Raw genomic sequence first — 26,814 nt, forward strand, 5'->3', positions numbered from 1 at the left:
CGAGTGAACCTTAGATGACGCGGTTCTGGAGGTAGTCCAGGTGCTTCGCGTTGTAGACGATCTTGATCTCGTCGGCCTGGGGCGACCCGATGCACGTCAGGCGGACGTTCTTGTCGTCGACCTCCTCGTCGGAGAGGATCTGCTGCATGTCCATCTCGATTTCACCCTCCTTGAGGATCGCTGCGCAGTTCGCGCAGGCACCGGCGCGGCACGAGAAGGGCCAGTCGTAGCCCTGCGCCTCGGCGGCCTCGAGGATGTACTCGCCTTCGTTGACTTCGAGCGAGCCGTAGTCTTCTGCGTCGAGGCCGGCGTCTGCCGCGTTCTCGAAGAGGTCGTCGTCGTCGAGGTCCCAGCCGTTGTCGTCCAGCACTTCGTAGTTGAGGTATTCGACCGTGGGCATTTCGTCCGGCGTTTCGCCGCCCGGCCCATTAGTTGTTGCTATCTCGCAAAGCGAATCGCCGCCGTACAGGCTTTAGGCGTGCCAAAACCACCGATCTACGGATCGAAGTGACCGGATCGGTCGGGAGCGACGTGATAGCCCGTTTACAGCGGAACGAACGCGAACAGGGCGTACGAGCAGACGAACGAGATGGTCGGCGTGAAGATCCAAAACGAAACCACGCGTCCGGTCGTCCCCGCGTCGAACAGGTCCTCGGCGAGGAGTTCGTCGCCCTGCTCTTCGCCCATTCGCGGGACCCCGCCGTCCTTGGAAGGGCGTTCGGCCGCGAGGGCGTTGACCGACACCTCCGGGCGCTTGTCCGGGTGGCCGTCGCCGCCGATAGCCTCGCCGACAGCGTCGCCGATGGTGGTCGTTCGGGTCGCCCGCCCCCACCCGAGACCGACGATGCACATCGTCGCCGACACCGCCAGCGACGCAGGAATGCCGATGTACGACAGGAAGGTGATGAGGCTCGCGGAGACGGTCTCGACGATGAGTGCCGCCAGCAGGGGGAGGTCAGTGAGGTCGTTGCCGACGGTGTCGAGCGTCCGGCGAGCGATGGTGAACGCACCGAGGCTGATGGCCGCGCCCGCGAGGAGGACACCGGCGTCGACCGAGAGGTTCACCTCGGGACTCCCGACTAGGGGAGCGACGGCGTTGGCGGCGTTCGACGCGCCCGCCGAGAACGCCATGTAACAGGCGATGACGAGGACCGCGACGGTCCCGACTATCTCGCGGGTGGTCGCGTCGTCGGCGATACGGGGACGCAGGCCGTCGAGTGCGACGACGCCGCCAGCCGAGCGGTCGATGGCGAACGCGGCGTCGAGATACGGGTACAGATACCGACCGATCACCGCACAGATCCAGAACGCGACGACGGGGGCGACGAGCCACCACCCGACGATTCGTAACATCACGTCGGCGTTGAGCGTCCCCGTCGCCGCACCCAATCCCGCGATGGCACCGACGGCGGTCATCGAGGTGGACGCGGGGACGCCGAACGTGTTGGAGACGAGGAGTGCGAGGCCGACGAAGAAGAGGACGCCGACGCTGGCGACGAGCGTGAACGACGACGCGGGGACAATGTCGCCGCCCATCGTGTCGATGACGTTTCGTCCGACGGTCCAACCGCCCGCGAGCGCGAACGCAGACATCAGCGCCGCCGCGGTCGTCTTCGAGAGCGTGCCGCTCCCCACGGCGGGACCGAAGGAGACGCCGGTCGAGGAACCACCGATGTTGAAGCCGACGAACACCGCGACGAGTAGCCCGACTACGAGAAGTGCCTCAACCACACCACTACTGGCGACCGTTCGCCTATAAGTCCGTCCGACTGGGAACGGGGCGTGGGTTGAGAGAGTCCGCACCCACGACAGGGTTTAAGCCGTGCGTACGGTAGTAGGGGTATGGAATGGAAGACGGACTGGGGGCTCCGCGGACGAATGGTCCTGACGGGGTTTCTCCTGTTCGCCCTCTACATCGTGTTCGGTGCCGTCGTCCTAGAGCTGGGCTACGGTGGAATGCTCATCTTCATGGTGCCGTTCCTGTTCGCCCAGTTCTTCTTCAGCGACAAGCTCGCGCTGTACTCGATGGGCGCACACGAGGTGTCCGAAGAGGAGTACCCCGACCTCCACCGCACCATCACGCGCCTCTCACAGCAGGCCGACCTCCCGAAACCGAAGGTCGCGGTCGCCGACTCGCGCGTTCCCAACGCGTTCGCGACCGGGCGCTCACAGAAGAACTCCGCCGTCTGCGTGACGACCGGCCTGCTCCGGACCCTCGACGACGAGGAGTTGGAAGGCGTCCTCGCGCACGAACTCGCGCACATCAAGAACCGTGACGTGATGGTGATGACCATCGCGTCGTTCCTGTCGACGGTCGCGTTCATCATCGTGCGCTGGGGGTGGCTGTTCGGCGGCGGCGACAACCGCGGCGGCAACCAAGCACCGGTGTTGGTCGCCATCGTCGTGTCGTTGGTCGTGTGGATCGTGTCGTTCCTGTTGATCCGCCTGCTGTCGCGCTACCGCGAGTTCGCGGCCGACCGCGGCGGTGCGGCCATCTCCGGCAAGCCTGGTGCACTCGCGTCTGCACTCATCACCATCGACAGCGGGATGGAGCGCGTGCCGCAGGAAGACCTGCGCGACACCGCCGAGATGAACGCGTTCTTCGTCATCCCGATCAAGTCCGGGTTCGTCGGCAAACTGTTCTCGACGCACCCCTCGACCGAGAAGCGCGTGGAGCGCCTCCGCGAACTCGAACGCGAGTTCGAGAGCGCCTGAACGAGGGGCACGACGCGTTTTTCTTCGGCGTTCCTTCGGCAGACAGATTCACTCCCCGCCAGAGGGTTCAAATACGTTCCTGGCACACCACCGACCGTGAGCGACCGCACCTACGACATCGCCGGTATCGAGTTGTCCGACGACCGCTACACCGTCGTCCAGAGTCTCGTCCGCAACAAGTACCGTGCAGAGGACGCCGCCGGGAACGTCGTCCTCCGGGGGAAACAGAAGCTGTTCAAACTGAAAGAGGAGTTTCCGTTCGTCGACGCCGACGGCGACGACGTGTTCACGGTGAAGGCCGCCGGGATGCTCGACGTCGCTGGTAACTACGTCCTCTCGGACGCACAGACAGGCGAGGAACTGGTGATCCTCGACAACGACTACTCGATGCTGCAGGATACGTGGACCATCCGCGACGCCGACACGGAGGCGAAACTGGCGACGATCGACTCGCAGGGCGCCGCCGTCACCATCGCTCGGAACGTCCTCCCGTTCGGCGAGTGGATCCCCCACAAGTACGAGATAACCGACGCAAATGGCGGGCACGTCGGGTCAATCGACGGGCAGTTCTCGTTGCAGGACACGTACGACGTCACCATCGACGACGCGAGCGATGTCCCCAAGGAACCAGTCGTCGCCGCCGCGATGGTCATCGACGCGATTCAGGGGAACTAACGGCCGAGCGTCGCGGTCGCCCGTCGGGTTCCGCTGTTGGCCGTCACACCCGACCCAGACTCGCTTGTTTGAGGCGACGGCTTGAACACCTCTCCCGTCGTCGATCCGACAACGACGATGGGCATTCTCGATACACTCAAATCGGTGATGGGCGTGCGCGCGGAGTCGGACGCCGTCAGCGACGCCGACCCCGAGGATCTGTTCGGGATGAGCACCGCCTACGTCACGATGGAGGCGGACCTCGGGTTCCACTCCGTCGGCGAGGCGGCGCTGTGCTTCTCCTCGGTCGACTCTACCGACTTCGCAGACACCGTCGACGCCGTCGAGGCTATCCTCGACGCCGGCGCAGAGGAGACCGGGACGACGTTCCGCCGCCACGAGGACGATTACGGCTACCACTGGGTCGTCCTCGCGGACGACGACCCCGAAGACCTCGTCACCTCCGTCCACTTCGCGGCTGACGAGTTCGTCGAACGCGGCTACGGGTCGCGCCTGCTCGCCGCCGTCTTCGGCTTCGAGCGAAACGCCGGCGACCGCGCCTACTGGGTTTACTCGTTCCGCCGGGGAGCGTATTACCCGTTCGCGCCGACCGGGACGAGCAACCGCGACAACAAGATCGAGTTCAAACTGGAGTCGATGTTCGACGGCGAGTTGGGCTTGGAGTCGGACAAACAGTACTGGTACCCGCTGTGGCCCGACCGCCCGAACGGCCACCCCTGGGGGTAGCGTCGACGCCGAGGTCCATCCCACGGCGACGCCACCCGACCACCCATCCCTTCTGAACGTTCGGACACCAGACGTGAGCGACCCGTCCACGTACCCCGATTTCACTTTCACTCTACTGTTAACGAGGGTTTATGTGGTGAGCGGAGCAAGGACGGAGTACGATGGCAGAAGACGACCTTCAAGAGCTTCCGGGAGTCGGGCCGGCAACCGCGGACAAACTCGTCGACGCAGGCTTCGACAGTTATCAGAGCATCGCGGTCGCGAGCCCCGCCGAACTGGGCAACACGGCCGACATCGGCGACTCGACCGCCAACGACATTATCCAGGGCGCGCGAAAGGCTGCCGACGTCGGCGGCTTCGAGTCGGGCGCACAGGTGCTGGAACGGCGCGAACAGATCGGGAAGCTCTCGTGGCTCATCCCCGAGGCCGACGACCTGCTGGGCGGCGGCCTCGAGACGCAGTCCATCACCGAGGTGTACGGTGAGTTCGGTGCCGGGAAGTCGCAGGTGACCCACCAGATGTCCGTCAACGTCCAACTGGACCCCGACGACGGCGGCCTCGGTGGCTCCGCCATCTTCGTCGACTCCGAGGACACGTTCCGCCCCGAGCGGATCGACGACATGGTCCGCGGCCTCGACGACGAGATTCTCGAACGCGAGTTCGAGCGCCGTGAGATCGAGGGATCGCCCGACAACGACGAGGACATGAAGACGCTCGTCGAGGACTTCCTCGACCACATCCACGTCGCGAAGGCGTTCAATTCCAACCACCAGATCCTCCTGGCGGAGAAGGCGAAGGAACTCGCCAGCGAACACGAGGACAGCGAGTGGCCCGTGCGCCTGCTGACGGTGGACTCGCTGACGGCCCACTTCCGCGCGGAGTACGTCGGCCGTGGCGAACTCGCCGAGCGCCAGCAGAAACTCAACAAGCACCTCCACGACCTGATGCGCATCGGCGACCTCTACAACTCGGTCGTCCTCGTGACGAACCAGGTCGCCTCGAACCCCGACTCGTACTTCGGCGACCCGACCCAGCCCATCGGTGGCAACATCCTCGGCCACACCTCGACGTTCCGTATCTACCTCCGCAAGTCGAAAGGCGACAAGCGGATCGTCCGCCTCGTCGACGCGCCGAACCTCGCCGACGGCGAGGCCGTGATGCGCGTGCAGGACGCCGGCCTCAAGCCCGAGTAACGCCGCCGGATCGACGACTCCCGGACTCGCCCACGACCCAATCGTGGGAGTTTTTAACACATCTCGGCTCGTCTTGACAGCTATGAGTACCGAGACAGCCTCCGGCGGGTTCGCGTTGCACACCGAGTCGATGACCGGCCTCCACTGGCTGGGCGTCGCCACCGCTGTCGTGAGCGGAGTGATCCATCTGTGGCTCGCCGTCTCGTTCATCGGTGAGAGCCTCGGCCTCGGAATTGGCTTCCTCGTCGCCGGCGTTGGCTTCCTCGCCGGTTCGGCGGCCGTCCTCTTCGACTATCGCCGTCGCGCGTTCTACGCGCTCGGCATCCCGTTCACGCTCGGGCAGATCGTCATCTGGCTGGCAGTGACGCCCGCCGACGAGTACCTCTCGCCCATCGCCGTCACCGACAAACTGGCGCAGGTAATCTTGGTCGTCGTCCTCGTCGTGCTGTTCCGCCGCGCCTCCTGATCGGCCGTGATGGCGTTCACCCACGCGCTGGTCGGCGCGGCACTCGCCGCACCGGTCGTCGCGTTCGCACCCGAACTCGCCGTGCCAGCGGTATTGGCTGGGATGGTCGGCGGCCTCGTTCCCGACGTCGACCTGTTCGTCGGTCGCCACCGGCGCACACTCCACTTCCCGATTCTCGGGTGGGCGCTCGCGCTTCCAGCGGTCGCGCTTGCGCTGTTCGCGCCCGGCGTCGCCACCGTCGCGGCCGCGGTCGGGACCGTCTCGTTCGCCGTCCACGCCGGGATGGACGCACTCGGCGCTGGCGACGAAGTTCGCCCGTGGGAACGTACCTCTAGAGAGGCCGTGTACGACCACCTCCGCGGGAAGTGGGTCGAGCCACGCTTTTGGATCCGCTACGACGGCGCGCCCGAGGACGCCGTCGCCACCGCGATACTCGCGGCCCCGGTCGTCGTCTTCTACCCCGACCCGTTCCCGGCTATCGCCACGGCGTGTGTCGTCCTCGGGGTCGGGTACGCGGTCGTCCGTCGTCGGCTTCCGCCGGTCGTCGAAGAGTTCGTCGGCTGAATCGCAGACGGGTCACGACACGTTTACGGTACCCGACTCGCAGGATGCGATAACTGACCGGACTCCACGGCGGACGAAGTCGTCGGCTCCCGTCCGCGCCGTCACCACCGACGCAGTCACCCCAGTATGACCTATCGTACGACCGTCACGCGCCAGTTCGTCGCACAGCATTACCTCACCGTCCCCAACCCCGGTCCCGAGGGCGACCTTCACTCACACGTCTTTCGCGTCGAGGTCACGTTCGCCGGGCCGACGCTCAACGAGTTCGACTACCTCGTCGACATCGACGACGTGCGGGCCGCCCTCGACGACGCGGAGGCACGGTACTGCGACGCGACGCTGAACGACCTCCCGGAGTTCGAGGGGTACAACCCCAGCGTCGAGCGATTCGCCCGCGTCCTCCACGACCGTCTCGCGCCCGCCGCGGCCGACGACCCTGCCGAGTCGCTCCGCGTCACCGTCTGGGAGGACGACGAGGCCGCCGCGGGCTACGAGGCACCCGTCGATGGAGGAACAGAGTGAGACTGCCGGAGACGATGCAACCGTGTCGATGAAGTCGGGTGACGACTCGTGAACGGCGAGAATCCCCTAACCGTCGCGCTCGTCGTCCCGGGCGACCCCGAAACGACGTCCGGCGGCTTTCGCTACGACCGCCGACTGGTCGAACAGTTGCGGGCGACCGGCGTCGACGTGCGGGTGTTCTCGGTCCCGTGGCGACGATACCCGCTCGGCGTCGTCGACACGCTCGGTCTCGCGACCGGCGTTCCCAACCGTCTCAGCGATGCAGACGTCGTGCTCGTCGACGAACTCGCACACCCAGGGACCGTCGGCCTCGCCGCCCGCCTCGAATGGTCGGAGACGCCCGTCGTCGCGCTGGTCCACCACCTCCAGTGTGTCGAGGGCAGGTCGCTCGCTCCCGTCGCACGACGCCTCGAACGGCTGTTTCTCCAGCGATGCTCTGCTGCAGTCTGCGTAAGTCGCGCGACCGAACGCGACGTTCGGAGCCTCGCCGGGAAGCAGATCCGGACCCACCGCGCCCCGCCGCCGGCCGACCAGTTCGACCCCAGCGTGACGCCCGGTGACGTCGCCGTTCGTGCCCGAACCGTGCCGTTCCGCGTCGTCTCGCTGGGGTCGCTCGTCCCGCGAAAGGGGCACGCGACACTGCTGCGGGCGCTCACGGACCTCGACGCCGACTGGTCGCTCGCCGTCGTCGGCCCCGAACCGGAACCCAACCACGCGGCGGCGATGCGGTCGCTCACGGCCGACCTCGGCGTGCGTTCGCAGGTCGCGTTCCACGGCGAACTGTCGAGCGACGACCTCACCGACGTGTTGCGCGACTCCCACGCCCTCGCGATTCCCTCAGCGTACGAGGGGTTCGGAATGGCGTATCTGGAGGGGATGGGCTTCGGTCTCCCGGCAGTAGCGTCGAGCGCGGGCGGCGCGGAGTCCGTCGTCACGGACGGCGAGAACGGCTTCCTCGTCGACCCGGGCGACGTCGCGGGTGTCCGCGCGGCGCTGTCGTCGCTGGCGACCGACCGCGAGCGCCTGGCCGCAATGGGCGAGGCGGCGCTGGCGCGATTCGCGGCCCATCCCGAGTGGGCCGACACGGTCGCCGGCGTCCGTGCGTTCCTGACGGAGGTAGCGTATGGAGGGTGACGACGTGGCGTACCTAGAGGCGGCCGCGACCGTCGACGACCGGGCACACTCGCAGGAAGGGACGGCGGCGTTTCGGGACGCCCTCCGTCGGGACGACGACGCCGACGGCGTCCGGGTGCTGGAGGCGGGCGCGGGCACCTGCGGGATGCTCCGCAGACTGCTCGCCGACGACGCCCTGCCGACCGGCGAGTGGGTCGCAACTGACACCGACGAGCGCGTGTTGGACGCCGGCCGCGACCTGTTGCGAGCGGCGGCGGCGGAAGCGGGCTATCGGGTCGAAACGGAAGGTTCGGCGGACGTGTTTCGACGCGGTGAGAGCCGCCTGCGCGTGCGGTTCGTCGCCGACGACGCCCGCGCGGTCGCCGCCGGATACGACGCCGACGGCGTCGTGGGTCGCTCGTTCGCGGACCTACTGGCGCCCGAGGACGTCCACTCGCTGCTCCGGGCGGCCGCGCCGGACGGCTGGTATCACCTCCCGCTCACCTTCGACGGCGAGACACGGTTCTCACCGTCACACCCTGCCGACGACGCCGTGCTGGACGCCTTCCACGCGACGATGCGCAATCGCGGCCGGGCGGCGACGCTGGTGGCAGAGCGGTTCGCCGACGCCGGGACGCCGCCGACGGTCGACGCCCGGTCGGACTGGGTCGTCGAGAGAGTCGGGGATGCCGACGGACCCGACGACGGCTACCCCGTCGACGAGGAGACGTTCCTGCGGACGATTCTCGACACCGTCGTTGCGTCCGTGCGTGACTCCGGACGGGTACCGGAGGCGACGCTCCGGGAGTGGGCCAACACGCGAGAACAGCAGTTGGCGCAGGGAAGGCTCGGCTACGTCGCGGTGAATCGGGACCTGTTCGGGCGCGTGCCCTGAGAACGGGAGCGTGGTTGTGGACGAACGCGAGCGTCAGTCCTCGGTCTTCGTCACGTCGAGGTCGTCGATGTCGCCCTCGTGGAGTTTCGCGCCGTCTTGCGCCACCTGCCGCGCGAGGACGGCACACTTGATCCGCATCGGCGAGATGTCGACGCCGAGCATCTCGGTCACGTCGTCGGTGTCCATCTCTTCCAGTTCTTCCAGCGTCATCCCCTGCAGGCGCTCGGACAGCATCGACGCCGACGCCTGCGAGATGGCACAGCCATCGCCCGAGAAGGCGACGTACTCGATGGTCTCGTCGTCGTCTTCCAGACGCACGTCGACGCGGATGGTGTCGCCACAGGAGGGGTTCTCGCCGGTGTGGGAGAACGTGGCGTCGTCGAGTTCGCCGTAGTTGCGCGGGTTCTTGTAGTGGTCGAGGATCTGCTGGCGATACATATCGGAGCCGCCGCCAATGCCCATTGTTGTCGGAAATTGGCGAGTGCGACCGTTAAGCGTTCCGGGGAATCGAAGGCAGGAGGACGCCACCGTCGCGGCCCGGTTCGAAACGGCCGGCGTCGACACGCCTCGCGTCGCGCCGGTGGACGGCGCCGACCCCCGTGACGGGTCAGACGTCGACCGGGACGCCGAGGAACGGAGCGAGCAGTTCGACGAGTCGTTCGGGGTTGTCTTCCGGAACCAGCGCGTACGAATCGTCGACGAGTTCGAGTCGCGCGTCCGCGAACGAGTCGACCAACCGCTCGGCGTCCGCGAGCGGGAAGATCGGGTCGTCGGGTGCCCACGCGACCAAGACGGGCCCGTCGAACGTCGAGAACGCCTCCGCGGCCGTGTTGGTGTACCGTGGGGAGACGCCGAGCAGGAACGTCCGGAGGTCGCGGCGCACCCGCGGGTCGCGCAGGCCGGCCGTGTACCCGGCGAGCACTTCGGGCCGGATGGGGTGTTTGGCGAGCAGTCGGAACGCGAGCCGACGGACCGTCGCCGACCGGAGGGTACGGGCGAACACGCTCACGAGGCCCGGAACGCGAGCCCCCCAAATGAACGGGCGAGCGCCCAGCGGGGGGAAGTTGTCGAACGCGTCGCAGTTCGTGAGGACGAGTCGCTCGACGCGCTGGGGGTACTCGGCGAGGAACACCTGACTGACCGCGCCGCCGGAGTCGTTCCCCACGAGCGTCACGCGGTCGATACCAAGCGCGTCGAGGAACTCCGCGAGGTGGGCGGCCAGGCCCGTCGGCGTGAGGTCTGCGCCCGGACGCATCGGGGCGTCGTGACCGCCCAGCGGGAGCGTCGGGACGAGCGAGCGGACGCCCGCAGGGAGCGACCACGCGACGTCGCGCCACAGCGATCCGTCCGCGAACGCGCTGTGGACGAACAGCACGGGGTCGCCCTCCCCGACGTCGTGATAGCGGATCGGGCCGCGCGAGAGGTCGAGTTCGTGGGGCACGTCGGCGAGGCCGTCTGGTCCCGGGTGGCCCGGGTCGGAAGCGGTCATATCCGATCGAGGCGCGCGGGCGGCCTCAACACACCGACGCGGAAATTCCGAGGTGCGCGGAATCGTCGGACCCCGCCGGACCATCGCCGACCGCGAAGGTTCTTGTGACGGCCAGGGTACCGACACGTATGGACGGGACGGACTTCGTGGAGTTACTGCGCCTGCGACACGACGTGTTGCGGGCGCTGGCGGACGCGCCGCGGGAGCGACGCGCGCTCGTCGACGCGCTCCCCGACTCGAAGTCGACGGCGTACAAGGGGCTCACACAGCTCGAGGCCGCGGGCCTCGTGGAGCGCACCGACGACGGCTTCGCGCCGACGCTGTTCGGCTCGGTGGCGCTCGCGCGCTACGAGTCCCTCGCCGAGACCGCCGCCGTCGGCGACCTGCTGGCCGGATTTTCGGGCGACTGCGTCGATCCGGCCGCGCTGACCGGCGCGTCGGTCGTCCGCCCCGACGAGACGGACGCCGAGCGCCACCTCGACGCCGTCTGGGAGCTACTGGCCGACGCAGCGGCGGTCCGGGGAGTCGCGCCCGTCGTCTCGCCTGGATACGTCGACCGGTTCCGGGCGTTGCTCGCCGACGGGCTGACCGCCGAGTTGGTGCTCCCCGTGTCGGTGGTGCGATCGCTGGAGGCGGACCACGCCGAGGCGCTGGCGGCGGTCGCCGAATCGACGGACATCTACGAGACGACCCAGTCTGTCCCCTTCGGTGTCGTTGTCACGACAGGGGAGCGGCCGCGGATGGCGATCGAACTCCGCGAGGGGCCGCTCATCACCGGGCTGGTCACCAACGACACGCCTGCAGCGATCGAGTGGGCCGAAGCGACCGTCGACCGGTTCCGGGCGGCCGCAGTTCGGGTCGACGCGACGGCCTAACCATCGGTCACTGTACGGACTGTCGTTCACTGGGACCGAACTCGGCCCCGAATGCAAGCCAGTACCGCGTTCGGGAGTGAACGAAGCCTACGCGAACAACTGCCGCGCGTCGTCGACGGCCTCGACCAGTTTGTCTATCTCCTCGCGCGTGTTGTAGATGTAGAAACTCGCACGAGCAGAGGCTGGAACGCCGAGTTTGTCGTGGAGTGGCTGGGTGCAGTGGTCGCCGGCGCGGACGGCCACACCGTGGTCGTTGAGGATGCTGGAGAGGTCGTGCGCGTGGACGCTGTCGACGTTGAACGCCACGAGCCCGGCGCGGTCGTCGCCCGGCGGCCCGTACACCTCCACGTCGTCGTGGGCGGTGAGTTCGTCGTAGGCGTACTCCGCGAGTAACTGCTCGTGGGCGTGGACGTTCTCCATCCCCAACTCTTCGAGGTAGTCGATGGCCGCGTGGAGCGCGATACCCTGCGCGATGACTGGCGTTCCGGCCTCGAACTTCCACGGGAGGTCCTCCCACTCGCTGTCCTCGAAGGTGACTTTCCGGATCATCTCGCCGCCGTACAGATACGGCTGCATCTCTTCGAGGAGGTGCTGTTTGCCGTAGAGGACGCCGATGCCGGTCGGTCCGCACATCTTGTGCCCCGAGAAGGCGAAGAAGTCGGCGTCGATGGCCTGCACGTCGACAGGCAGGTGGGGCACGGACTGCGCGCCGTCGACGAAGATGAGGCCGTCGTGGTCGTGCACCAGATCGGCGAGTTCGGCCACGGGGTTGACCGTGCCGAGCGTGTTCGAGACGTGGACGACGTTCGCCATCGCGGTGTCGTCGTCGACGAGTTCGCGGGCGTGGTCCATATCGAGTCGGCCGTCCTCATCGACGCGGATGAAGCGCACGTCCGCGCCGGTCTTCTTGCCGATCTGTTGCCACGTGACCAGCGAGGCGTGGTGTTCCATCTCGGTGAGGACGACGTTGTCCTCTGGACCGAGTTCGTTCAGGCCCCACGCGTACGCGACGAGATTCTCGGCCTCGGTGGTGTTTTTCGTGAAGACGACTTCCTCGCGACCCTCGGCACCGATGAACTCCGCGACGCGGTCGTGGGCGTGTTCGTAGGCGGTGCTGGCCTCCTGGCTCAACTGGTGGATGCCGCGATGGACGTTGGAGTTGTACGAGCGGTAGTAGTCGGCGATAGCGTCGACCACCTGCTCGGGCGTGTGACTCGTCGCCGCGTTGTCGAGGTACACGAGCGGCTTCGTGTCTCCCTCACTCTCGCCGGGGACGGTGACGTCGCCACCGACCTTCCGGTCGAGGATGGGGAAATCGGCGCGGACCGCCTCGACATCGAGCGGATACGGTTCCTGAATTCCCATTGTCGGAGACAGGGGACCGAGGGGTAACATCCCTTCGGTCGAACGGCTGAACTGGTCGAAACCGACGTGACGAGGCGTCAGTCGTCGGTGTCGACTGCGGCGAACAGGTACGCCGAGGCGTACGACCAGACGGCGTACAGGCCGACGGCGACGACGGCCACGGCGAGTCCACCGACGATCACATCGTCGGCGAGGACGTCGAGTGCATACACGATCACCGCGATAGCGACGAGTCCGAGGAACACGTCCAGTCGGACCAGGAGTTCTGAGTCTGCCACGGCGTCAGGGAGACGCGAGCCGATAAGAAGGCGTCGACGGTCTCACAGCCAGAGCAACTGCGCGTGGAGTGTCTCGCCGACTTCGAGGACGCGGTCGGCGTCGATGATGCCGGCGTCGACGGCGACACCGACGCAGTCCTCGCCGACGAGGTTCGCGGTGTCGGCGTCGTACAAGCCCTGGACGACCGCGTCGGCGTCGGCGGGTTCCGCCTCCGCGCCGCCGTAGAACTCCTCGCTCACGTCGAGTGACACCGCGCCGTCTGCGAACGACTCGCCGAGTACGTCGGCGTCACACACCGCGACCAGCGTTCCCTCCGGGGTGTCGCGGCGCGTGAGGAGGAACGCCTCGTCGTCGGCGTCGCCACCGCTGGTGGCGTCCGCGGCGTCAGCGGCGTCGACCGGCCCGGCGTCGTCGGTCATCTACAGGCCTCCCAAGTCCGGGCCACCGCCACGACCGTCGCGGTCGCCGCGACCGCCGCGGCCCCCACGCTCGCCAGCGCCGCCGGGTGCGCCACCCGCACCGCCCATCGCGCCGCCGGCACCGCCGCCGCTCTGTTCTTCGACCATCTGCTGTTCGGCCTCCTTGCGGATCTCTTCGGCGCGTTCGGCGGCCTCCTCGGCCTCGTCCTCGCGACCGAGTTCGTCGAGCGCCCGCGCCTTCTCTTCCAGGACCTCCGCGTTGCGCATCCCCAGTCGGATCGCGTTGTCGAAGGCGGTGACGGCGTCCTCCAGCAGACCACGTTCGACGAGGAAGAAGCCCCGATTGTACCACGCCTGCGGGAAGCGCGGGTCGATCTCGACGGCCTTCTCGGCGTGTTCCAGCGCCTGCTCCGTGCGGCCGGACTCGTGGAGTGCGTACGCGAGGTTCGTCTCCGCGCTGGCGGCGTGTTCGGAGTCGTCGTCGATACGGAGCGCCTCCCGGTAGGCGCCGACGGCCTCGTCCCACTCCTCCAGTTGCGCGTGGGCGACGCCCTTGTTCGTCCACGCCTCCTGTTCTTCGAGGGAGTCGTCCTCGGCGAACTGCGCGGCGCGCGCGAACGTCTCGGTGGCCTCCTCGAAGCGGTTGATGCCCATGTACGACAGGCCCACCTCCATCAGGCTCTCCACGTCGACGCGGTCTTTCGGGATGTTTCGCTCGTCGAGAAGATCCGTGAGGACCCGCGTGTCGACGGGGTCGACCTGCGAGGGGTCGGCGTTCAGCGCCTCGGGGTCGAGGGTGAACTCCTCGTAGTCCTCGTCGAGGCCCTGGCCCTCGGAGAACTTGTGTGGTCGGCGTTCGGCGTCGTCGTCGCTCATTACCGTCGTCTCGGCCGCGTGGACGGATGTATGTTGCGCGTGCGGGACGAACGTGCCTGCGGCGCTGTTTTGTCACTCCACGTCGAAGTTCTCGTATGCCGCGACTGTTCGTCTCGGTCGACCTGCCCGACCGCCTCGCGGACGCCGTCGGCGAGATACAGGAACCGCTCCGCGACGTCGAGAGCCTCAGGTTCACCGATCCGGCACAGGCGCACTGCACGCTGAAGTTCCTCGGCGACGTCGACGACTCCCGCGTCGACGACGTGGTCGAGGCGCTCGAAACCGCCGTCGACAGCGTGGGGCGCAGTCCCACGAGCAGCCGGACGCAGTCCGGCAACGACGACGGTGTGGGGCCGTTCGAGGCCGAAGTCGGCGGCCTCGGTGCGTTTCCTTCCCGCGAGTACATCAGCGTCGTCTGGGCCGGGTTCCGCGACGGGAGCGCCGAACTGACGACGCTCGCGGAGGCCATCGACCGCGAGACGGTCGAACTGGGTTTCGACCCCGCAGACCACGCGTTCACGCCCCACGTCACGCTCGCGCGAATGGACGACGCCCGGGGGAAAGCCCGCGTTCAAGAGTATCTCGACAGCGACCCCACCGTCGGGCGGTTCGAGGTGCGCGACGTTCGCCTCACCGAGTCGACGCTGACCCGGGAGGGGCCGCGCTACGAGACCCGGGCGCGGGTGTCGCTGTAGCGACGACCGGGGAAGCGACCCGTCAGGATGCGCTTACGTCCCGTGCTGCCACGACCCCATGTACTCGCGCTGGTCGTCGCTGAGGTCGTCGAACTCGACGCCCTCGGCAGCGAGTTTCACCTCGGCGACCTCCCGGTCGAGTTCGTCGGGGACCTCGTGGACGCCCGCGTCGTAGGCGTCGCCGTTCTCGACGAGTTCGCGGACACAGACGGCCTGGATGCCGAACGACTGGTCCATCACTTCGACCGGGTGGCCAAGCGCGATGGGCGCGGCGAGGTTGACCAGACGACCCTCGGCGAGGACGTTCAGGCGACGGCCGTCTGCCATCTCGTACGCCTCGACGCCGTCGCGGGCCTCGTAGCGGTCGACGGCCAGGTCGTCCAGTTGGTCGAGGTTGATCTCCACGTCGAAGTGGCCGGCATTGGCGAGGAGGACGCCGTCCTGCATCTGTTCGAAGTGCTCGGCCGTGATCACGTCGCGGTTACCCGTCGTCGTGATGAACACGTCGCCCTGCTTTGCGGCCTCGGCCATCGGCATCACGTCGTACCCTTCCATATGGGCTTCGAGCGCCTTGCGGGAGTCGACCTCACAGACGATGACGTTCGCGTTCTGCCCGGCGGCCTTCTTCGCGACGCCCTTGCCGCAGTAGCCGAAGCCGCCGACGACGACGTCTTTCCCGGCGAACGAGAGGTTCGTCGTCATCGCGATGGTGGCGAGCGACGCCTCGCCCGTCCCGTGGACGTTGTCGAACAGGCGCTTCATCGGCGTGTCATTGACGGCGAAGACGGGGTACTTCAGTTCGCCGTCGGCGTCCATCGCGCGGAGGCGGTGGACGCCCGTAGTGGTCTCCTCGGCGCCGCCGATGATGGAGTCGATGAGTTCGGGATAGTCCTCGTGGATGGCCGCGACCATGTCCATCCCGTCGTCGACGGTGATGGTCGGGTCGTGGCTGATGACCGACTCGATGGCGGCGTAGTAGTCGTCGTCGTCGACGCCGCGCACCGCGTAGGAGGTGATGTTGTCGTGGGTGTCGAGGGCGGCGCTCACGTCGTCGTGCGTCGAGAGGGGGTTACAGCCGGTGATGGCGACCTCCGCGCCGCCGTCGGCGAGGAGTTCGACGAGGTTCGCCGTCTTCGCCTCGACGTGCATCGCCATCCCGATGGTCTGCCCTTCGAACGGCTTGTCGGCCTCGAACTCCTCGCGGAGGTGCGCGAGGATGGGCATGTGCTGGAGCGCCCAGTCCATCTTGCGGCGACCCTCCTCGGCGGCGGATTCGGGGTCGTCGAGGTGGTCGGTGACCGGCGGATACGTCTGCGTGCTCATACGACTCGGATCGGTTGGGGCCGGTATAATCCCGCCGGAGTCGGCGCGGATCGGGCCCCATTCGCCTCGCCGAGAGCGACGCCGCTACGCCGGTCCCGCGCCGGAGAGATACGGTCCCCACAACAGGGAGAGACCGGCGAGCAACGCGAGTGCCGCCGCCGCGCCCGCGAGTCGCCATCGCGTGCGTTTCCGGGAGAGCAATCGGTCCTCACGAAGCGTCGAGACGATCATCGGCGTGTCTCCCTCCGGATCCGTGCCGACGGTGACGTGTTCCGCCCGCGGCGGCGTCGGGGCCTCCGGGTCGACGCGGGCGTGCCCGAGGACGTACACCGAGTCGTCTTCACCGATGGTCTGTGAGTGGTAGCGACGCTCGCCGTGGGCGTTCCCGATATCGATCAGGTTGGTGATCGACCCCGACTGCGTGTCGACGTCGCGGTGACTGTGGACGAACGACCGGATGCGGTCGGGGGTGCCAGATTCGGGGTCGACCTGGACGTGGGGCATCCGCCGGACCTCGACGGCGAGGTCGCCGACGGCGACGCCGCTCATCCCGGTAGAGAGCAGCGACTCGGGCAGCGAGAACGATCCCGACGACTCGGTCGGCACGTCGACGACCACCTCCTCGCAGTCGTCGGTTTCGAGGACGAACTCGCCGCCGTCGACGCCGAGTGCGAGCGTCTTCCACCGCGCGCCGTCGCCGCGTTCGTTCCACTCCTCGACCTCCCACGCCTCGACGGCCGCGGTGTCGTGGCCGTGGACGGTCGGGGCTGCCGTCTCGCGCACCGCAGAGACGGTTCCCTTCAACTCGACCGTGCCCGCGTCGACGGTCGTGAGGTCGGTGGTCGGCGTGTCAGCGACGATTCGGTACCGGCGGTAGTGGCTGAGGGCGTACGCGCCGAGGACGCCGCCCACCGCGAGGAGGACGACGCCGGCGACGCTCTGGAGGGCGACCATGTCGCCGGATACCGATAGATCGGTGATAGGTCTTGTCCTGCGGCGTGGCGAGCGCCGATAGCGACCTCAGTCCTCGGCGCGGCCGACGACTGCTTCGGCGTGTTCCTGCGCCCGTTCGCGGACCGCTTCCTCGTCGAACCCGAGTACGTCGCGGTCGCGCATTACCACCTGTCCGTCACAGACGGTGTGGCGCACGTCGCTCCCGCGGACGGCGTACGCGAGGTGCGAGACGAGGTCGTGTTCGGGCGTCAGATGTGGTGCGTCGAGGTCGATGATAGCGAGGTCGGCGGCCGCGCCCGCCTCGATGCGACCGGCGTCGAAGCCGAGCGCTTGTGCGCCGCCCTCGGTCGCCATCCGCACCGCGGTCTCGGCAGAGACTGCCGATGCGTCGTCGGCTGCGAGTTTGCCGATCATCGCGGCGTCGCGCATCTCGTCGAAGATATCGAGGTCGTTGTTCGAGGCCGCGCCGTCGGTCCCGAGTGCGACGGGCACGCCCGCGTCGAGCATCGCTTGGACGGGTGCCATCCCCGAGGCGAGTTTCATGTTCGACGCCGGGCAGTGAACGACCGCGGTGCCGCGGTCGGCGAGGAGTTCGATCTCCGTCTCGTCGGTGTGGACGCCGTGCGCGACGAAGGCGGTGTCCGAGAGGAGACCGAGATCGTCGGCGTGTTCGCTCGGGCGAACGCCGTGGTCCTCGACGATGGGCGTCACTTCGTCCTCCGTCTCGTTGAGGTGGAAGTGGATCGGAATCTCCGCGTCGGCGGCGCGGTCGGCCGTCTCGCGCAGGAGGTCGTCACCCACGGTCGTCAGCGAGTGCGGCATTACGGCCGTCCTGATGCGGCCGTCGGCCGCGCCGTCGAGACGCTCGGCCACGTCGAACGACTCGTCGAGGTCGGCGCTGGCGGCCTCGTCGTCTTTCCCGACGGTGACGACGCCGTGGCCGAGGCGGGCGCGGATGCCCGCTTGTTCGACGGCGGCGGCGACCTCGTCGACGGCGAAGTACATATCCGCGAAGGCGGTGACGCCCGAGCGGATCATCTCCACGAGGCCGAGTTCGGTGCCGACGCGGATGTCCCCGGGCGTGAGTTCGCCCTCGACCGGCCAGACGTGGTCGCGGAGCCACGTCTCCAGCGGTTCGTCGTCGGCGTACCCCCGCAGGAGCGTCATCGCGGCGTGACAGTGGGCGTTGACGAGGCCGGGCATCACGAGCGACCCGGAGGCGTCGAGCGTCTCGTCGGCGTCGCCCGCGAGGTCCGGCGCGACGTCGAGAATCTCGCCCGCATCGGCGTCGACGAGGACGTCCGCCTCGACCACGTCGAGGTTGGGCGTGAGCACGCGGCCGTCGGTGACGGCGAGTGTGTCGGTCATACCGGTGGGTGCGCGGGTCGGCTACTGAAAGCGTCGGGTTCGGTGCGGCGTTCAGCCGCTCACACCAGAAACACCACCAGCGCCACGCCGATGAACACCACCTTCAGCGCGGTGTTCAACGCGACCACCTTCGACCCGAACGCCGGGCCCCAGATGCCGTACTGGAACGGGATCGAGCGCTTGAACGTCGAGAACGCAAAGGAGACGATACCGCCGACGAGCATCCCTGCGACCGCCTGCTCCGGCGTGAGCGTCGTCCCGATGAGCGGTGCGAACGCCGCTGCGCCCGCCGTCGTGTCGAACACGAACACGACGATGGCGGGGACGACGGCGGCCGGGAGGCCGGCCACGTCCGCCAGCGGTCCCGCCACCTCTGAGAGCGCCCGGAGGTCGGCGCGGGCGACGAGGACCGTGACGAGGGTGTAGACGAGTGCGAGACGCGGGACGATGCGCTTCAGTTTCGACCACGTTGACGCGGCCGCCGCCTCGAGGCGGTCGCGGAGAGTTGGGTCGGGGTCGTCGCTCGCGTCGTCTGCCGCGGCATCGCTGGTCGCGCCGCCGTCGGTCGTCGCGTCCTCGGTCCGCCCGTCGGCGGCGTCGCTCGCCGCCCACGAGTCCCCGCGCAGGAGGAGCGCTCCGCCGAGGACACCCGTGAGGGTGATGGCGAGCGCGATGGCCCCGCGCGTGCCGACGTACAGCACGCCCGTCTCCCGCCCGAGGATGGGGATGATCACGGGAATGTAGAACGTGAACAGGTGCTGGACGAATCCGAAGAACGTGTTGATGGTGACGGCGATGAGCGTCCCCCGGTCGGAGAGGCGGCCGGACTCGCGGAAGTCCGCGAGCATTCCGTAGCCGGCAGTGGTCGACGCCGCCGTGGTGACGATGGCCGTGCCGACTTCGCCCGGGAGGTTCGCCGGGCCGGTGAGGTACCGCGAGAAGCCCGCGATACGCTCGACGAGGCCGAACTCGACGGCGACGTTGGCGAGGAACACGCCGAGCGCGATGTAGACGGCGATGCGGGCGACGCGGCCGAGAGCGTCGACGACGAGTGGGAGCGAGTCCACGAGCGCCGGGAGCAGGCCATCGACGACGGCGACGCCGAACGACTCCATACCCGAAACACAGGCCGGAAGCGACAAGCCCGTTTCGTCCTCGACGTGGGGCAGTGCCGGTGAGTCGCCGTCAGCCGCGACCCGCCGCCAGCGGCGGTTTTATTCCGTATCCCGGAGTACGACGAGCGAATGCGGCCACGCGGACAGACGCGGACGACGTTGCGCTACCGGGTGAGCGAGCCTGCACTCGCGGGTCTCACCGCCGGGGCGGTCGTCGTCCCCGCGCCCCTGTTCGCCGCGGCGGTCGCCGTCGACGGGTGGACTGCCGGGTTGGTCGGCCTCGCGGCCGCCGTCGGCATCGCGGTCCACGCGGCGCTTGCGGCCGCTCGCGACGACGAGGGCGCGCTTTCGGTGGGGAGCGAACAGATCAGACGCGCGGCGTTCGGCGGCGGCGGCGCGTTCCTCGCGGGCGCGCTCCCGTCGCTGTCAATGCTCGTGGGCGGGACGGTCGGCTACGTGCTCGCGGTCAGCGTCGTCGCCGTCGAACTCGGCGTCGTCGCCGGCCTCCGCGTGCGACTCGTCGGTCGCGACGTGACCGAGGCGGCTGTCCGAGTCGTCCTCGGGGGCGCGCTCGCAGCGGCGCTGGGGGCGGGGCTGGGGTCGCTGGCCGGGTTGTAAAAACACGGTGGCACAGGAGTCGACCGACGCGCAGCACTGCGGTGGGAGTCCTGTCGCGCACGCGTCGTGCGTGGCGGCCGGATGGACAGGGTTTTCAGTTCTCGCAGCAAATCGGCCAGATACCATGACCAAGAAGTCCAAGGCGAAGAAGAAGCGCCTCGCCAAGCTGGAGCGGCAGAACAGCCGCGTTCCGGCGTGGGTGATGATGAAGACCGACATGGAAGTGACCCGCAACCCGAAGCGACGCAACTGGCGGCGCTCGGACACCGACGAGTAAATGAGCGCGAACGACTTCGAGGAGCGCGTCGTCACGGTTCCGCTGCGCGAAGCGAAGCAGGCCCCGAGCCAAGAGCGCGGCGACAGGGCGATGTCGCTCATCCGTGCCCACCTCGCGAAGCACTTCTCGGTCGACGAGGGCGACGTCCGTCTCGACCCCGCGGTCAACGAGACCGTCTGGGAACGCGGTCGCTCGAAGCCGCCGGCGAAGGTCCGCCTCCGTGCGGCCCGATTCGACGAGGACGGCGAGGTCGTCGTCGAAGCGGAGCCGGCCTGATACGGCGTGCTTCGCGTCTCGTTCGCCGGATCGTCGTACGTCGGAGTCTACGCGCACGCGGCCAGCGACTGCCTCATCGTGCGCCCCGACGTCGACGACGACCTGGCCGACAAACTCACCGACGAGTTCGGCGTCGAGGTGCTCCGGACGACCGTTGGTGGCTCCGGAACCGTCGGCGCACTCACCGCGGGCAACGAGAACGGTACGCTTGTCTCCGGACAGGCGACCGACCGTGAACTCGACGCCCTCGCCGAGGCCACGGGCGACCCAGTTGCCCGCCTGCCAGGGAAACTGAACGCCGCCGGCAACGTCGTACTCGCGAACGACTACGGCGCGTACGTCCACCCGGACCTCGCGGACGACGCCGTCGACACCGTCGCAGAGACGCTCGACGTGCCGGTGAAACGCGGAACGCTCGGCGGCGTCAACACCGTCGGCACCGCCGCCGTCGCCAACAACACCGGCGTCCTCTGTCACCCGCACAGCGAGGAACCGGAACTGGAAGCGCTGGAAGAACACCTGAACGTGTACGCCGACCTCGGCACCGTCAACTACGGCGCGCCGCTGGTCGGGTCGGGACTGCTTGCTAACGACGAGGGCTACGCCGTCGGCGAGGAGACGACCGGGCCGGAACTCGGTCGGATCGACGATACGCTCGGCTTCATTGAGTAGCGCGAGACCGAGCGAAGCGAGGTCTCGACAGGCCGGCGGAACGGTCTTCGTGCCGTTCCGCCCACGGAAAGCGCGTCGCCGAACGGAGTGAGGGGACGAAAGAAGCGTCCCCGTACAGAGTGAGCCGACAGCGCCCGTGGGATACCCGAGTCGGAAGGTACTTCCCGCTCGCGGGCGCTTTTTCGCCCACATGAGCCAGTTCACTGTTAGCGGCCAGTTCAAGACCCGTGACGGGATGCAGACGTTCACGCGGTCGATCGACGCCGTGAACGAAAACGTCGCGCGCGAACACATCTTCTCGAAGTTCGGTGCCGAGCACAACCTGAACCGCACCCAGATCGAGATCAGCGAGGTGGTGGCAGAATGAGTCTCGGTGGCGGCGGTCAGGGTCAGCAGCAGCTCCAGCAGATCTCTCAGGAGATTCAGGCCATCGAGGGCGAGATCGAAGAACTCGAAGGCGACGTCGACGACCTCCGACAGGAGCAGCGTGATATCGACGAGGCCATCGAGGCCATCGGCCACCTCGACGACGGCTCGACGGTGCAGGTGCCGCTGGGTGGCGGCGCGCACGTCCGCGCGGAGATTCTCGATATGGACGAGATCATCGTGAGCCTCGGTGCCGACTACGCCGCAGAGCAGGAGGAAGACGACGCCGTCGAGACGCTCGAACGCCGCAAGGAGGCGCTCGACGAGCAGGTCGAACAGGTCAACGAGGAGAAGCAGGACCTGGAAGCAGAGCGCGAGCAGCTCGAAGCGCAGGCCCAGCAGATGCAACAGCAGATGCAGCAGCAGCAGATGCAGCAGATGCAGCAGATGGCCGACGAGGCCGACGACGGGGACGAGTAAGGAATGTTCGACGGCCTGAAGGACAAGCTCTCCTCGTTCCGGAAGGACGCCGCCGAGGAAGTCGAGGAGAAAGCCGAGGAAGCTGAGGCCGAGGCAGAAGCCGAAGCCGACGCTGAAGCCGATGCGTCCGCAGAACCCGAAGCAGAACCGGCCGCCGAGGCCGCGACGGCCGACCCCGAGGACGCCGCTGCCGACGTCGACACTGATGTCGACGAGACGGAGGCAGACCCGACACCGGATCTGACCGACGACGACGGCTCCTCGTCAGGCCCGGGACGGTTCAAGCGAGCGGCGGCGTTCGCCACCGGGAAGGTCATCATCGAGGAGGAAGACCTCGAACAACCCCTTCAGGACCTCGAACTCGCGTTGCTCTCCAGTGACGTGGAGATGAGCGTCGCCGACCGCATCCTCGACGCCGTCCGCGAGAAGATGGTCGGCGAGACGCGCGCGCAGGTGGAGACGACGAACCAACTCGTCACCGACGCGTTGCACGACGCACTGGTCGAAGTCATCAGCGTCGGGCAGTTCGACTTCGAACAGCGCATCGCGGAGGCGGACAAGCCCGTGACCGTCGTGTTCACCGGTGTCAACGGTGTCGGCAAGACCACCAGCATCGCGAAACTCTCGCGGTGGCTCGAAGAACGCGGCTACTCCACCGTCCTCGCGAACGGCGACACCTACCGCGCCGGCGCGAACGAGCAGATCCGCGAGCACGCGGAGGCGCTCGACCGGAAACTCATCGCCCACGAACAGGGTGGCGACCCTGCCGCCGTCATCTACGACGGCGTCGAGTACGCCGAGGCCAACGACATCGACGTCGTCCTCGGCGACACGGCCGGTCGCCTGCACACCAGCAACGACCTGATGGCGCAGTTGGAGAAGATCGACCGCGTCGTCGACCCCGACCTCACGCTGTTCGTCGACGAGGCCGTCGCCGGACAGGACGCCGTCCGCCGGGCACAGGAGTTCAACGACGCCGCGGCCATCGACGGCTCCATCCTCACGAAGGCCGACGCCGACTCCTCAGGCGGCGCGGCCATCTCCATCGCGTACGTGACGGGCAAGCCTATCCTCTTCCTCGGCGTCGGGCAGGGATACGACGACATCCAACTGTTCGACCCCGAAGAACTGGTCGACTCGCTGCTCGGCGACGACGAGTAATCGCCCGCCGGTCACGACTTCTCGGCGTTCGACGCATCCGTCGACGAGCGATCCGTTTATCGATCTGACTCGTGACCTGCCGGCTATGTGCCCTCCAAACTACCTGTTTCTCGCCGTCGTCTGCTTTCCGCTCGGACTGCTCGCGACGGCGCGGCCGTACACACTGACGAAGGCGTTCGAAATCGTCGACGCCATCGGCCGCAATCCGAGCGGCCCGGTCGAACCCGCCGACTGGAACGTTGCGCTCACCCGGTTGGTCGGCGCAGCGTTCGCGCTGGTCGGCGGCGGCGCGGCGGTCACGTGCCTGCTGTAGTCCGTCGCTCGGTCACTCCCGTTCGAGGACGTGAACGTGGCGGACGAGACTGCGGTGGACGCGGCGCTCGAAGGTGTCGGTGACGCGCCACCCGGCGTCGAGCGCCTCGGTCCGCCACGAGCGGTCGGCGACGAGGACGCCGCGCGGGGCGACGCGGGCGGCCTCCGACAGCGCCGCCGACACGAGGTCGTCCAGACTGTGACGTGCGATCTTCGACTGCCGGCCGTACGGCGCGTCGAAGACGACGCCGTCGACGGCGTCGTCGCGGAGGGCGAGGGCGGTCGCGTCGCCACGGATCACGCCGTGGTCGACGTCGTCACCGAGGTAGTGCGCGAGGTTCTCGCGTGCGCCGCGGGCCATCTTCGCTTGCGCGTCGTTGCCGACGACGTCGCTGCCGACGAGACCCGCCTCGATGAGGACGCCGCCCGTCCCGCACATCGGGTCGAGTATCGTCGCGTCCGGCCCCGCGCCGGCGACGTTGGCGTACGCGCGGGCGTCCATCGGGGCCATACTCCCCGGTTGGAAGAAGGGGCGGTCAGTGGGGCGGCGCGTCGAGAAGTCGCGGACGGACTTGGCGACGACCCAGCCAACGAGACAGGTGTCGCCGCCGAAGACGACCCGGAGCGTGTGGTCGGGGTCGTCGAGGTCCACGTCGAAGCCGCGGTCGACCAGCGCCGCGCCACACTCGCGTTCGACCGTCGCGGTGGAGACGTCGGCGGAGTCGCGGACGACGCGGGCGCGGACGGCGACCGTGCCGGTGCGCTCGATGCTCGCGGCTTCGACGACCGCGCGGGCGCTGGCGGGGTCGGCGTCGCCCCGACCCAACAGGTCCACCGCCGCGTGAGTGTACGCGAGGCCGCGCACCCGGTCGGGGTCGACGGCGTCGGCGACGGCGATTCCGGGGCCGACTGCCTCGATCCCTGCGGCGGCGGCGCTCGCCTCGCGTGCGGCGAACGCGTCTTCTTCACCGGCGAACTCCAAGCCGTACACGCACGGAGATTGGGGCCGGCCCGCTTGAACGTCCGGATCCGACCGCGCGTGGAACTGGCATCGGGCGTGGCGGTACTACTTTAAGCGTTTAAACCGTTTTTCCACGTACGAATGGCTGACCCCACCGAGTCGATCAACATCGAGAACGTCGTCGCGTCGACGGGGATCGGCCTGGAGTTGGACCTCCAGACGGTCGCTATGGACTTGGAGGGTGCCGACTACGACCCCGAACAGTTCCCCGGTCTCGTCTACCGGACGACCGACCCCAAGAGCGCGGCGCTCATCTTCCGCTCGGGAAAGATCGTCTGTACGGGGGCAAAGAGCACCGACGCGGTCCACGAGGCACTGCACATCGTCTTCGACAAACTCCGTGAGTTGGAGATTCCCATCGAGGACGACCCCGAGATAACCGTCCAGAACATCGTCACCTCGGCGGATTTGGGGAAGAGCCTCAATCTCAACGCCATCGCCATCGGCCTCGGCTTGGAGAACATCGAGTACGAACCCGAACAGTTCCCCGGCCTCGTCTACCGTCTGGACGAACCGAGCGTCGTCGCCCTCCTGTTCGGGTCGGGAAAGCTCGTGATCACCGGAGGCAAACAGCCGTCGGACGCGAAAGCGGCCGTCGAGGTCATCTCCGACCGCCTCTCGGAACTGGGTCTGCTCGGGTAACGTGTTGCTTCAGTTGTCTGCGGTCACTATCCTCGGTGGCTTCCTCCTCATCGCACTCCTGTCAACGTTGCTCGCGAACACCGCCGCCTACTACGTCCTCGGTAACGAGGCGGAACTCCGACAGGCGGTGCCGCCGGGCGTCGCGATGGCGCTCGTCGGCCTGACCGCGGCAGTGTTGCCGACGGCCGCCGTCATCGCCATCGCCCTCGTCGTCGACTTCGTGATGGTGTATCTCGCGTACGGCCTCAACAGGCGCGGCACCGCAATGATCACCGCGATCCACTACACGCTGACGATACTCGCGGCGCTCGGTATCAACACCCTGTTGGCAGTGTATCAGACCGCACCAGGATGAGTCAGCGGGGCCGCCTCTACGACCGCCTGTTCGACCGCCTCCGCTCGGCCGTGTGGAACGCCGCCGAACGCCGACCACGTACGCCAATTCGCCTGTTGGTCGGACTACTCGCTATCGTCTTCTCACTCGTCGCCGGAACGCTCGTCGCCGTCGGCGCAGGGCTGTCGTCGCCGTGGGGAACCGTCCTGCCGATGGTCGCAGTCGCGGGTGCGACGCTCGTGGTCGCACACGTCGTCGACCGGCGACGGATCGCCGATTTGGGGTTGCGCCGCGAACGCGGATGGCTCGCGGACCTGGTCGCCGGCCTCGCCCTCGGCGTCGCACTCCAGACGCTCGTCGCCGGGGTCGGCCTCGCTGCCGGGTGGTTCCGCGTCGCCGACACACTCGTCGGCACGGCCGCCGGAGCCGTCTCGATTCTCGTCGTGTTCGTCGCCGTCGGCGTGTACGAGGAACTGTTCGCACGCGGCCTCCTCTTAGTCAACGTCGCCGAAGGTCTCCGCTTCGCCGGCGACCGGGTCGCCGTCGGGGGGGCGTTGCTCGCGTCGGCGGGCGTGTTCGGCGTCCTCCACGCGGGCAACCCCGGCGCGTCGCTTGCGTCGACGCTCGGTATCACCGCCGCCGGCCTGTTTCTCGGCGTCGGCTTCGTCCTCACCGGGCGGCTGTCGTTCCCGGTCGGCGTCCACATCTCGTGGAACGCCGCACAGGGAGCGCTGTACGGCTTCTCCGTCAGCGGCCTCGGTATCGACGTGGCGCTCGTCGACCTCGACCCGACCGGGCCTACCCTCCTCACCGGCGGGTCGTTCGGTCCCGAGGCAGGCCTCCTCGGATTCGGCGCGGTCGTCGTCGGCACCGCCGCGACGGTCGCGTGGGCACGCTATCGCGGTGACGGCGGCGTCGACCCGCGTCTCCTCGTGCCGGACCTGCGCTGGCGCGAGGAGTGATTTGCTTGCGAGCCATTCTGTCGTCGCCCAGCCGATAGTATCCTGCAACCACGTATTTCGCCTCAG

General features: G+C 68.0%; 35 protein-coding genes. 22 read left to right on the forward strand and 13 right to left on the reverse strand.

From position 1 onward, the window contains the following. Nucleotides 1-10: 10 nt before the first annotated feature. A complete protein-coding gene (fer, locus tag P0D77_RS02400) occupies nucleotides 11-400 on the reverse strand; it encodes a ferredoxin Fer (protein ID WP_277554571.1) in 390 nt (129 codons plus the stop codon). A 143-nt stretch (nucleotides 401-543) separates the two neighbouring features. Further along, a complete protein-coding gene (locus P0D77_RS02405; RefSeq protein ID WP_277554572.1) occupies nucleotides 544-1,731 on the reverse strand; it encodes an inorganic phosphate transporter in 1,188 nt (395 codons plus the stop codon). A gap of 111 nt (nucleotides 1,732-1,842) precedes the next feature. Here P0D77_RS02405 and htpX point away from each other — a divergent pair, with 111 nt between their 5' ends. From htpX to P0D77_RS02450, 9 genes are all read left to right on the forward strand, one after another. After that, nucleotides 1,843-2,715: a zinc metalloprotease HtpX gene (htpX, locus tag P0D77_RS02410; RefSeq protein WP_277554573.1), complete on the forward strand. Its 873-nt coding sequence runs from the start codon at nucleotides 1,843-1,845 to the stop codon at nucleotides 2,713-2,715. 96 nt (nucleotides 2,716-2,811) lie between these two features. Further along, entirely contained in the window at nucleotides 2,812-3,390 is a 579-nt protein-coding gene (locus P0D77_RS02415) for an LURP-one-related/scramblase family protein (protein ID WP_277554574.1), read from the forward strand. A gap of 117 nt (nucleotides 3,391-3,507) precedes the next feature. Then, nucleotides 3,508-4,116 (forward strand): PspA-associated protein PspAB, encoded by a 609-nt coding sequence (pspAB, locus tag P0D77_RS02420; protein WP_277554575.1) that lies wholly within the window; start codon nucleotides 3,508-3,510, stop codon nucleotides 4,114-4,116. A 161-nt stretch (nucleotides 4,117-4,277) separates the two neighbouring features. Then, the gene (gene radA / locus P0D77_RS02425; RefSeq protein ID WP_277554576.1) at nucleotides 4,278-5,309 is read left to right on the forward strand and encodes a DNA repair and recombination protein RadA; all 1,032 of its coding nucleotides are present in this window, start codon (nucleotides 4,278-4,280) and stop codon (nucleotides 5,307-5,309) included. Between the two features lie 82 nt (nucleotides 5,310-5,391). Next, nucleotides 5,392-5,775, forward strand: coding sequence for a DUF7475 family protein (locus P0D77_RS02430; protein ID WP_277554577.1), 384 nt, complete (start codon nucleotides 5,392-5,394; stop codon nucleotides 5,773-5,775). Nucleotides 5,776-5,784: 9 nt separating this feature from the next. Further along, entirely contained in the window at nucleotides 5,785-6,339 is a 555-nt protein-coding gene (locus P0D77_RS02435) for a metal-dependent hydrolase (protein WP_277554578.1), read from the forward strand. A gap of 126 nt (nucleotides 6,340-6,465) precedes the next feature. After that, entirely contained in the window at nucleotides 6,466-6,861 is a 396-nt protein-coding gene (locus tag P0D77_RS02440) for a 6-pyruvoyl trahydropterin synthase family protein (protein WP_277554579.1), read from the forward strand. Between the two features lie 48 nt (nucleotides 6,862-6,909). Further along, complete coding sequence (locus P0D77_RS02445) at nucleotides 6,910-7,995, forward strand: glycosyltransferase family 4 protein (protein ID WP_277554580.1); 1,086 nt, start codon at nucleotides 6,910-6,912, stop codon at nucleotides 7,993-7,995. After that, on the forward strand, nucleotides 7,985-8,869 hold the full coding sequence (locus P0D77_RS02450; RefSeq protein ID WP_277554581.1) for a hypothetical protein: 885 nt from the start codon (nucleotides 7,985-7,987) through the stop codon (nucleotides 8,867-8,869). Before P0D77_RS02445 ends, P0D77_RS02450 begins: the two co-directional genes overlap by 11 nt. Before the next feature lie 33 nt (nucleotides 8,870-8,902). On the opposite strand, the gene sufU is transcribed toward P0D77_RS02450, so the two are convergent. Then, nucleotides 8,903-9,325 carry a Fe-S cluster assembly sulfur transfer protein SufU gene (gene sufU, locus P0D77_RS02455; RefSeq protein WP_277555837.1) on the reverse strand — a complete coding sequence of 141 codons (423 nt, stop codon included), beginning with the start codon at nucleotides 9,323-9,325 and terminating at the stop codon, nucleotides 8,903-8,905. Nucleotides 9,326-9,476: 151 nt separating this feature from the next. Beyond that, entirely contained in the window at nucleotides 9,477-10,358 is an 882-nt protein-coding gene (locus P0D77_RS02460; RefSeq protein ID WP_277554582.1) for an alpha/beta fold hydrolase, read from the reverse strand. 128 nt (nucleotides 10,359-10,486) lie between these two features. Here P0D77_RS02460 and P0D77_RS02465 point away from each other — a divergent pair, with 128 nt between their 5' ends. Further along, nucleotides 10,487-11,233: a helix-turn-helix transcriptional regulator gene (locus P0D77_RS02465; RefSeq protein WP_277554583.1), complete on the forward strand. Its 747-nt coding sequence runs from the start codon at nucleotides 10,487-10,489 to the stop codon at nucleotides 11,231-11,233. An 87-nt stretch (nucleotides 11,234-11,320) separates the two neighbouring features. Here the strand turns inward: P0D77_RS02465 and P0D77_RS02470 are convergent, their stop codons facing one another. From P0D77_RS02470 to P0D77_RS02485, 4 genes are all read right to left on the reverse strand, one after another. Next, entirely contained in the window at nucleotides 11,321-12,592 is a 1,272-nt protein-coding gene (locus tag P0D77_RS02470) for an aminotransferase class V-fold PLP-dependent enzyme (RefSeq protein WP_277555838.1), read from the reverse strand. Nucleotides 12,593-12,675: 83 nt separating this feature from the next. After that, nucleotides 12,676-12,876 carry a hypothetical protein gene (locus P0D77_RS02475; RefSeq protein WP_277554584.1) on the reverse strand — a complete coding sequence of 67 codons (201 nt, stop codon included), beginning with the start codon at nucleotides 12,874-12,876 and terminating at the stop codon, nucleotides 12,676-12,678. Nucleotides 12,877-12,918: 42 nt separating this feature from the next. Further along, nucleotides 12,919-13,296 carry a DUF424 domain-containing protein gene (locus tag P0D77_RS02480; RefSeq protein ID WP_277554585.1) on the reverse strand — a complete coding sequence of 126 codons (378 nt, stop codon included), beginning with the start codon at nucleotides 13,294-13,296 and terminating at the stop codon, nucleotides 12,919-12,921. Next, on the reverse strand, nucleotides 13,297-14,172 hold the full coding sequence (locus P0D77_RS02485; protein ID WP_277554586.1) for a tetratricopeptide repeat protein: 876 nt from the start codon (nucleotides 14,170-14,172) through the stop codon (nucleotides 13,297-13,299). A 95-nt stretch (nucleotides 14,173-14,267) separates the two neighbouring features. Between P0D77_RS02485 and thpR the strand changes: the two genes are divergently transcribed. Beyond that, nucleotides 14,268-14,867 (forward strand): RNA 2',3'-cyclic phosphodiesterase, encoded by a 600-nt coding sequence (thpR, locus tag P0D77_RS02490; RefSeq protein ID WP_277554587.1) that lies wholly within the window; start codon nucleotides 14,268-14,270, stop codon nucleotides 14,865-14,867. A 33-nt stretch (nucleotides 14,868-14,900) separates the two neighbouring features. On the opposite strand, the gene P0D77_RS02495 is transcribed toward thpR, so the two are convergent. The 4 genes from P0D77_RS02495 to P0D77_RS02510 all read right to left on the reverse strand — a co-directional run bounded on the left by P0D77_RS02495 (nucleotide 14,901) and on the right by P0D77_RS02510 (nucleotide 19,627). Next, the gene (locus P0D77_RS02495) at nucleotides 14,901-16,190 is read right to left on the reverse strand and encodes an adenosylhomocysteinase (protein WP_277554588.1); all 1,290 of its coding nucleotides are present in this window, start codon (nucleotides 16,188-16,190) and stop codon (nucleotides 14,901-14,903) included. Nucleotides 16,191-16,274: 84 nt separating this feature from the next. Next, entirely contained in the window at nucleotides 16,275-17,144 is an 870-nt protein-coding gene (locus tag P0D77_RS02500; RefSeq protein WP_277554589.1) for a hypothetical protein, read from the reverse strand. A 66-nt stretch (nucleotides 17,145-17,210) separates the two neighbouring features. After that, the gene (locus tag P0D77_RS02505) at nucleotides 17,211-18,512 is read right to left on the reverse strand and encodes an amidohydrolase (RefSeq protein WP_277554590.1); all 1,302 of its coding nucleotides are present in this window, start codon (nucleotides 18,510-18,512) and stop codon (nucleotides 17,211-17,213) included. Between the two features lie 59 nt (nucleotides 18,513-18,571). Beyond that, entirely contained in the window at nucleotides 18,572-19,627 is a 1,056-nt protein-coding gene (locus P0D77_RS02510; RefSeq protein WP_277554591.1) for a nucleoside recognition protein, read from the reverse strand. A gap of 129 nt (nucleotides 19,628-19,756) precedes the next feature. On the opposite strand from P0D77_RS02510, the gene P0D77_RS02515 reads away from it, so the two are divergent. The 8 genes from P0D77_RS02515 (at nucleotide 19,757) to P0D77_RS02550 (ending at nucleotide 23,790) form a co-directional block, all read left to right on the forward strand. After that, nucleotides 19,757-20,245, forward strand: coding sequence for a hypothetical protein (locus P0D77_RS02515; protein ID WP_277554592.1), 489 nt, complete (start codon nucleotides 19,757-19,759; stop codon nucleotides 20,243-20,245). 124 nt (nucleotides 20,246-20,369) lie between these two features. Next, entirely contained in the window at nucleotides 20,370-20,522 is a 153-nt protein-coding gene (locus P0D77_RS02520) for a 50S ribosomal protein L39e (RefSeq protein WP_277554593.1), read from the forward strand. Further along, nucleotides 20,523-20,798, forward strand: coding sequence for a 50S ribosomal protein L31e (locus P0D77_RS02525; RefSeq protein WP_277554594.1), 276 nt, complete (start codon nucleotides 20,523-20,525; stop codon nucleotides 20,796-20,798). 6 nt (nucleotides 20,799-20,804) lie between these two features. Next, nucleotides 20,805-21,470, forward strand: coding sequence for a translation initiation factor IF-6 (locus P0D77_RS02530; RefSeq protein ID WP_277554595.1), 666 nt, complete (start codon nucleotides 20,805-20,807; stop codon nucleotides 21,468-21,470). 190 nt (nucleotides 21,471-21,660) lie between these two features. Further along, the gene (gene rpl18a / locus P0D77_RS02535; RefSeq protein WP_277554596.1) at nucleotides 21,661-21,837 is read left to right on the forward strand and encodes a 50S ribosomal protein L18Ae; all 177 of its coding nucleotides are present in this window, start codon (nucleotides 21,661-21,663) and stop codon (nucleotides 21,835-21,837) included. Next, a complete protein-coding gene (gene pfdA / locus P0D77_RS02540) occupies nucleotides 21,834-22,316 on the forward strand; it encodes a prefoldin subunit alpha (protein ID WP_277554597.1) in 483 nt (160 codons plus the stop codon). The genes rpl18a and pfdA overlap by 4 nt, the downstream gene beginning before the upstream one ends. Before the next feature lie 3 nt (nucleotides 22,317-22,319). Next, nucleotides 22,320-23,477, forward strand: a complete 1,158-nt coding sequence (ftsY, locus tag P0D77_RS02545; RefSeq protein WP_277554598.1) for a signal recognition particle-docking protein FtsY — start codon at nucleotides 22,320-22,322, stop codon at nucleotides 23,475-23,477. Nucleotides 23,478-23,562: 85 nt separating this feature from the next. Further along, the gene (locus P0D77_RS02550) at nucleotides 23,563-23,790 is read left to right on the forward strand and encodes a DUF6199 family natural product biosynthesis protein (protein WP_277554599.1); all 228 of its coding nucleotides are present in this window, start codon (nucleotides 23,563-23,565) and stop codon (nucleotides 23,788-23,790) included. 12 nt (nucleotides 23,791-23,802) lie between these two features. Here P0D77_RS02550 and P0D77_RS02555 read toward each other — a convergent pair whose 3' ends face one another. Then, nucleotides 23,803-24,771 (reverse strand): methyltransferase domain-containing protein, encoded by a 969-nt coding sequence (locus P0D77_RS02555; protein WP_277555839.1) that lies wholly within the window; start codon nucleotides 24,769-24,771, stop codon nucleotides 23,803-23,805. A gap of 120 nt (nucleotides 24,772-24,891) precedes the next feature. Between P0D77_RS02555 and P0D77_RS02560 the strand changes: the two genes are divergently transcribed. From P0D77_RS02560 to P0D77_RS02570, 3 genes are read left to right on the forward strand one after another with little or no spacing between them, the layout of a single operon-like run. Next, entirely contained in the window at nucleotides 24,892-25,452 is a 561-nt protein-coding gene (locus P0D77_RS02560; protein WP_277554600.1) for a TATA-box-binding protein, read from the forward strand. Nucleotides 25,453-25,465: 13 nt separating this feature from the next. Then, the gene (locus tag P0D77_RS02565; protein ID WP_277554601.1) at nucleotides 25,466-25,807 is read left to right on the forward strand and encodes a DUF7473 family protein; all 342 of its coding nucleotides are present in this window, start codon (nucleotides 25,466-25,468) and stop codon (nucleotides 25,805-25,807) included. Beyond that, complete coding sequence (locus tag P0D77_RS02570; RefSeq protein ID WP_277554602.1) at nucleotides 25,804-26,748, forward strand: CPBP family intramembrane glutamic endopeptidase; 945 nt, start codon at nucleotides 25,804-25,806, stop codon at nucleotides 26,746-26,748. Before P0D77_RS02565 ends, P0D77_RS02570 begins: the two co-directional genes overlap by 4 nt. Nucleotides 26,749-26,814 lie beyond the last annotated feature (66 nt).

This window comes from Halobaculum limi (assembly GCF_029490015.1).
Classification (GTDB): domain Archaea; phylum Halobacteriota; class Halobacteria; order Halobacteriales; family Haloferacaceae; genus Halobaculum; species Halobaculum limi.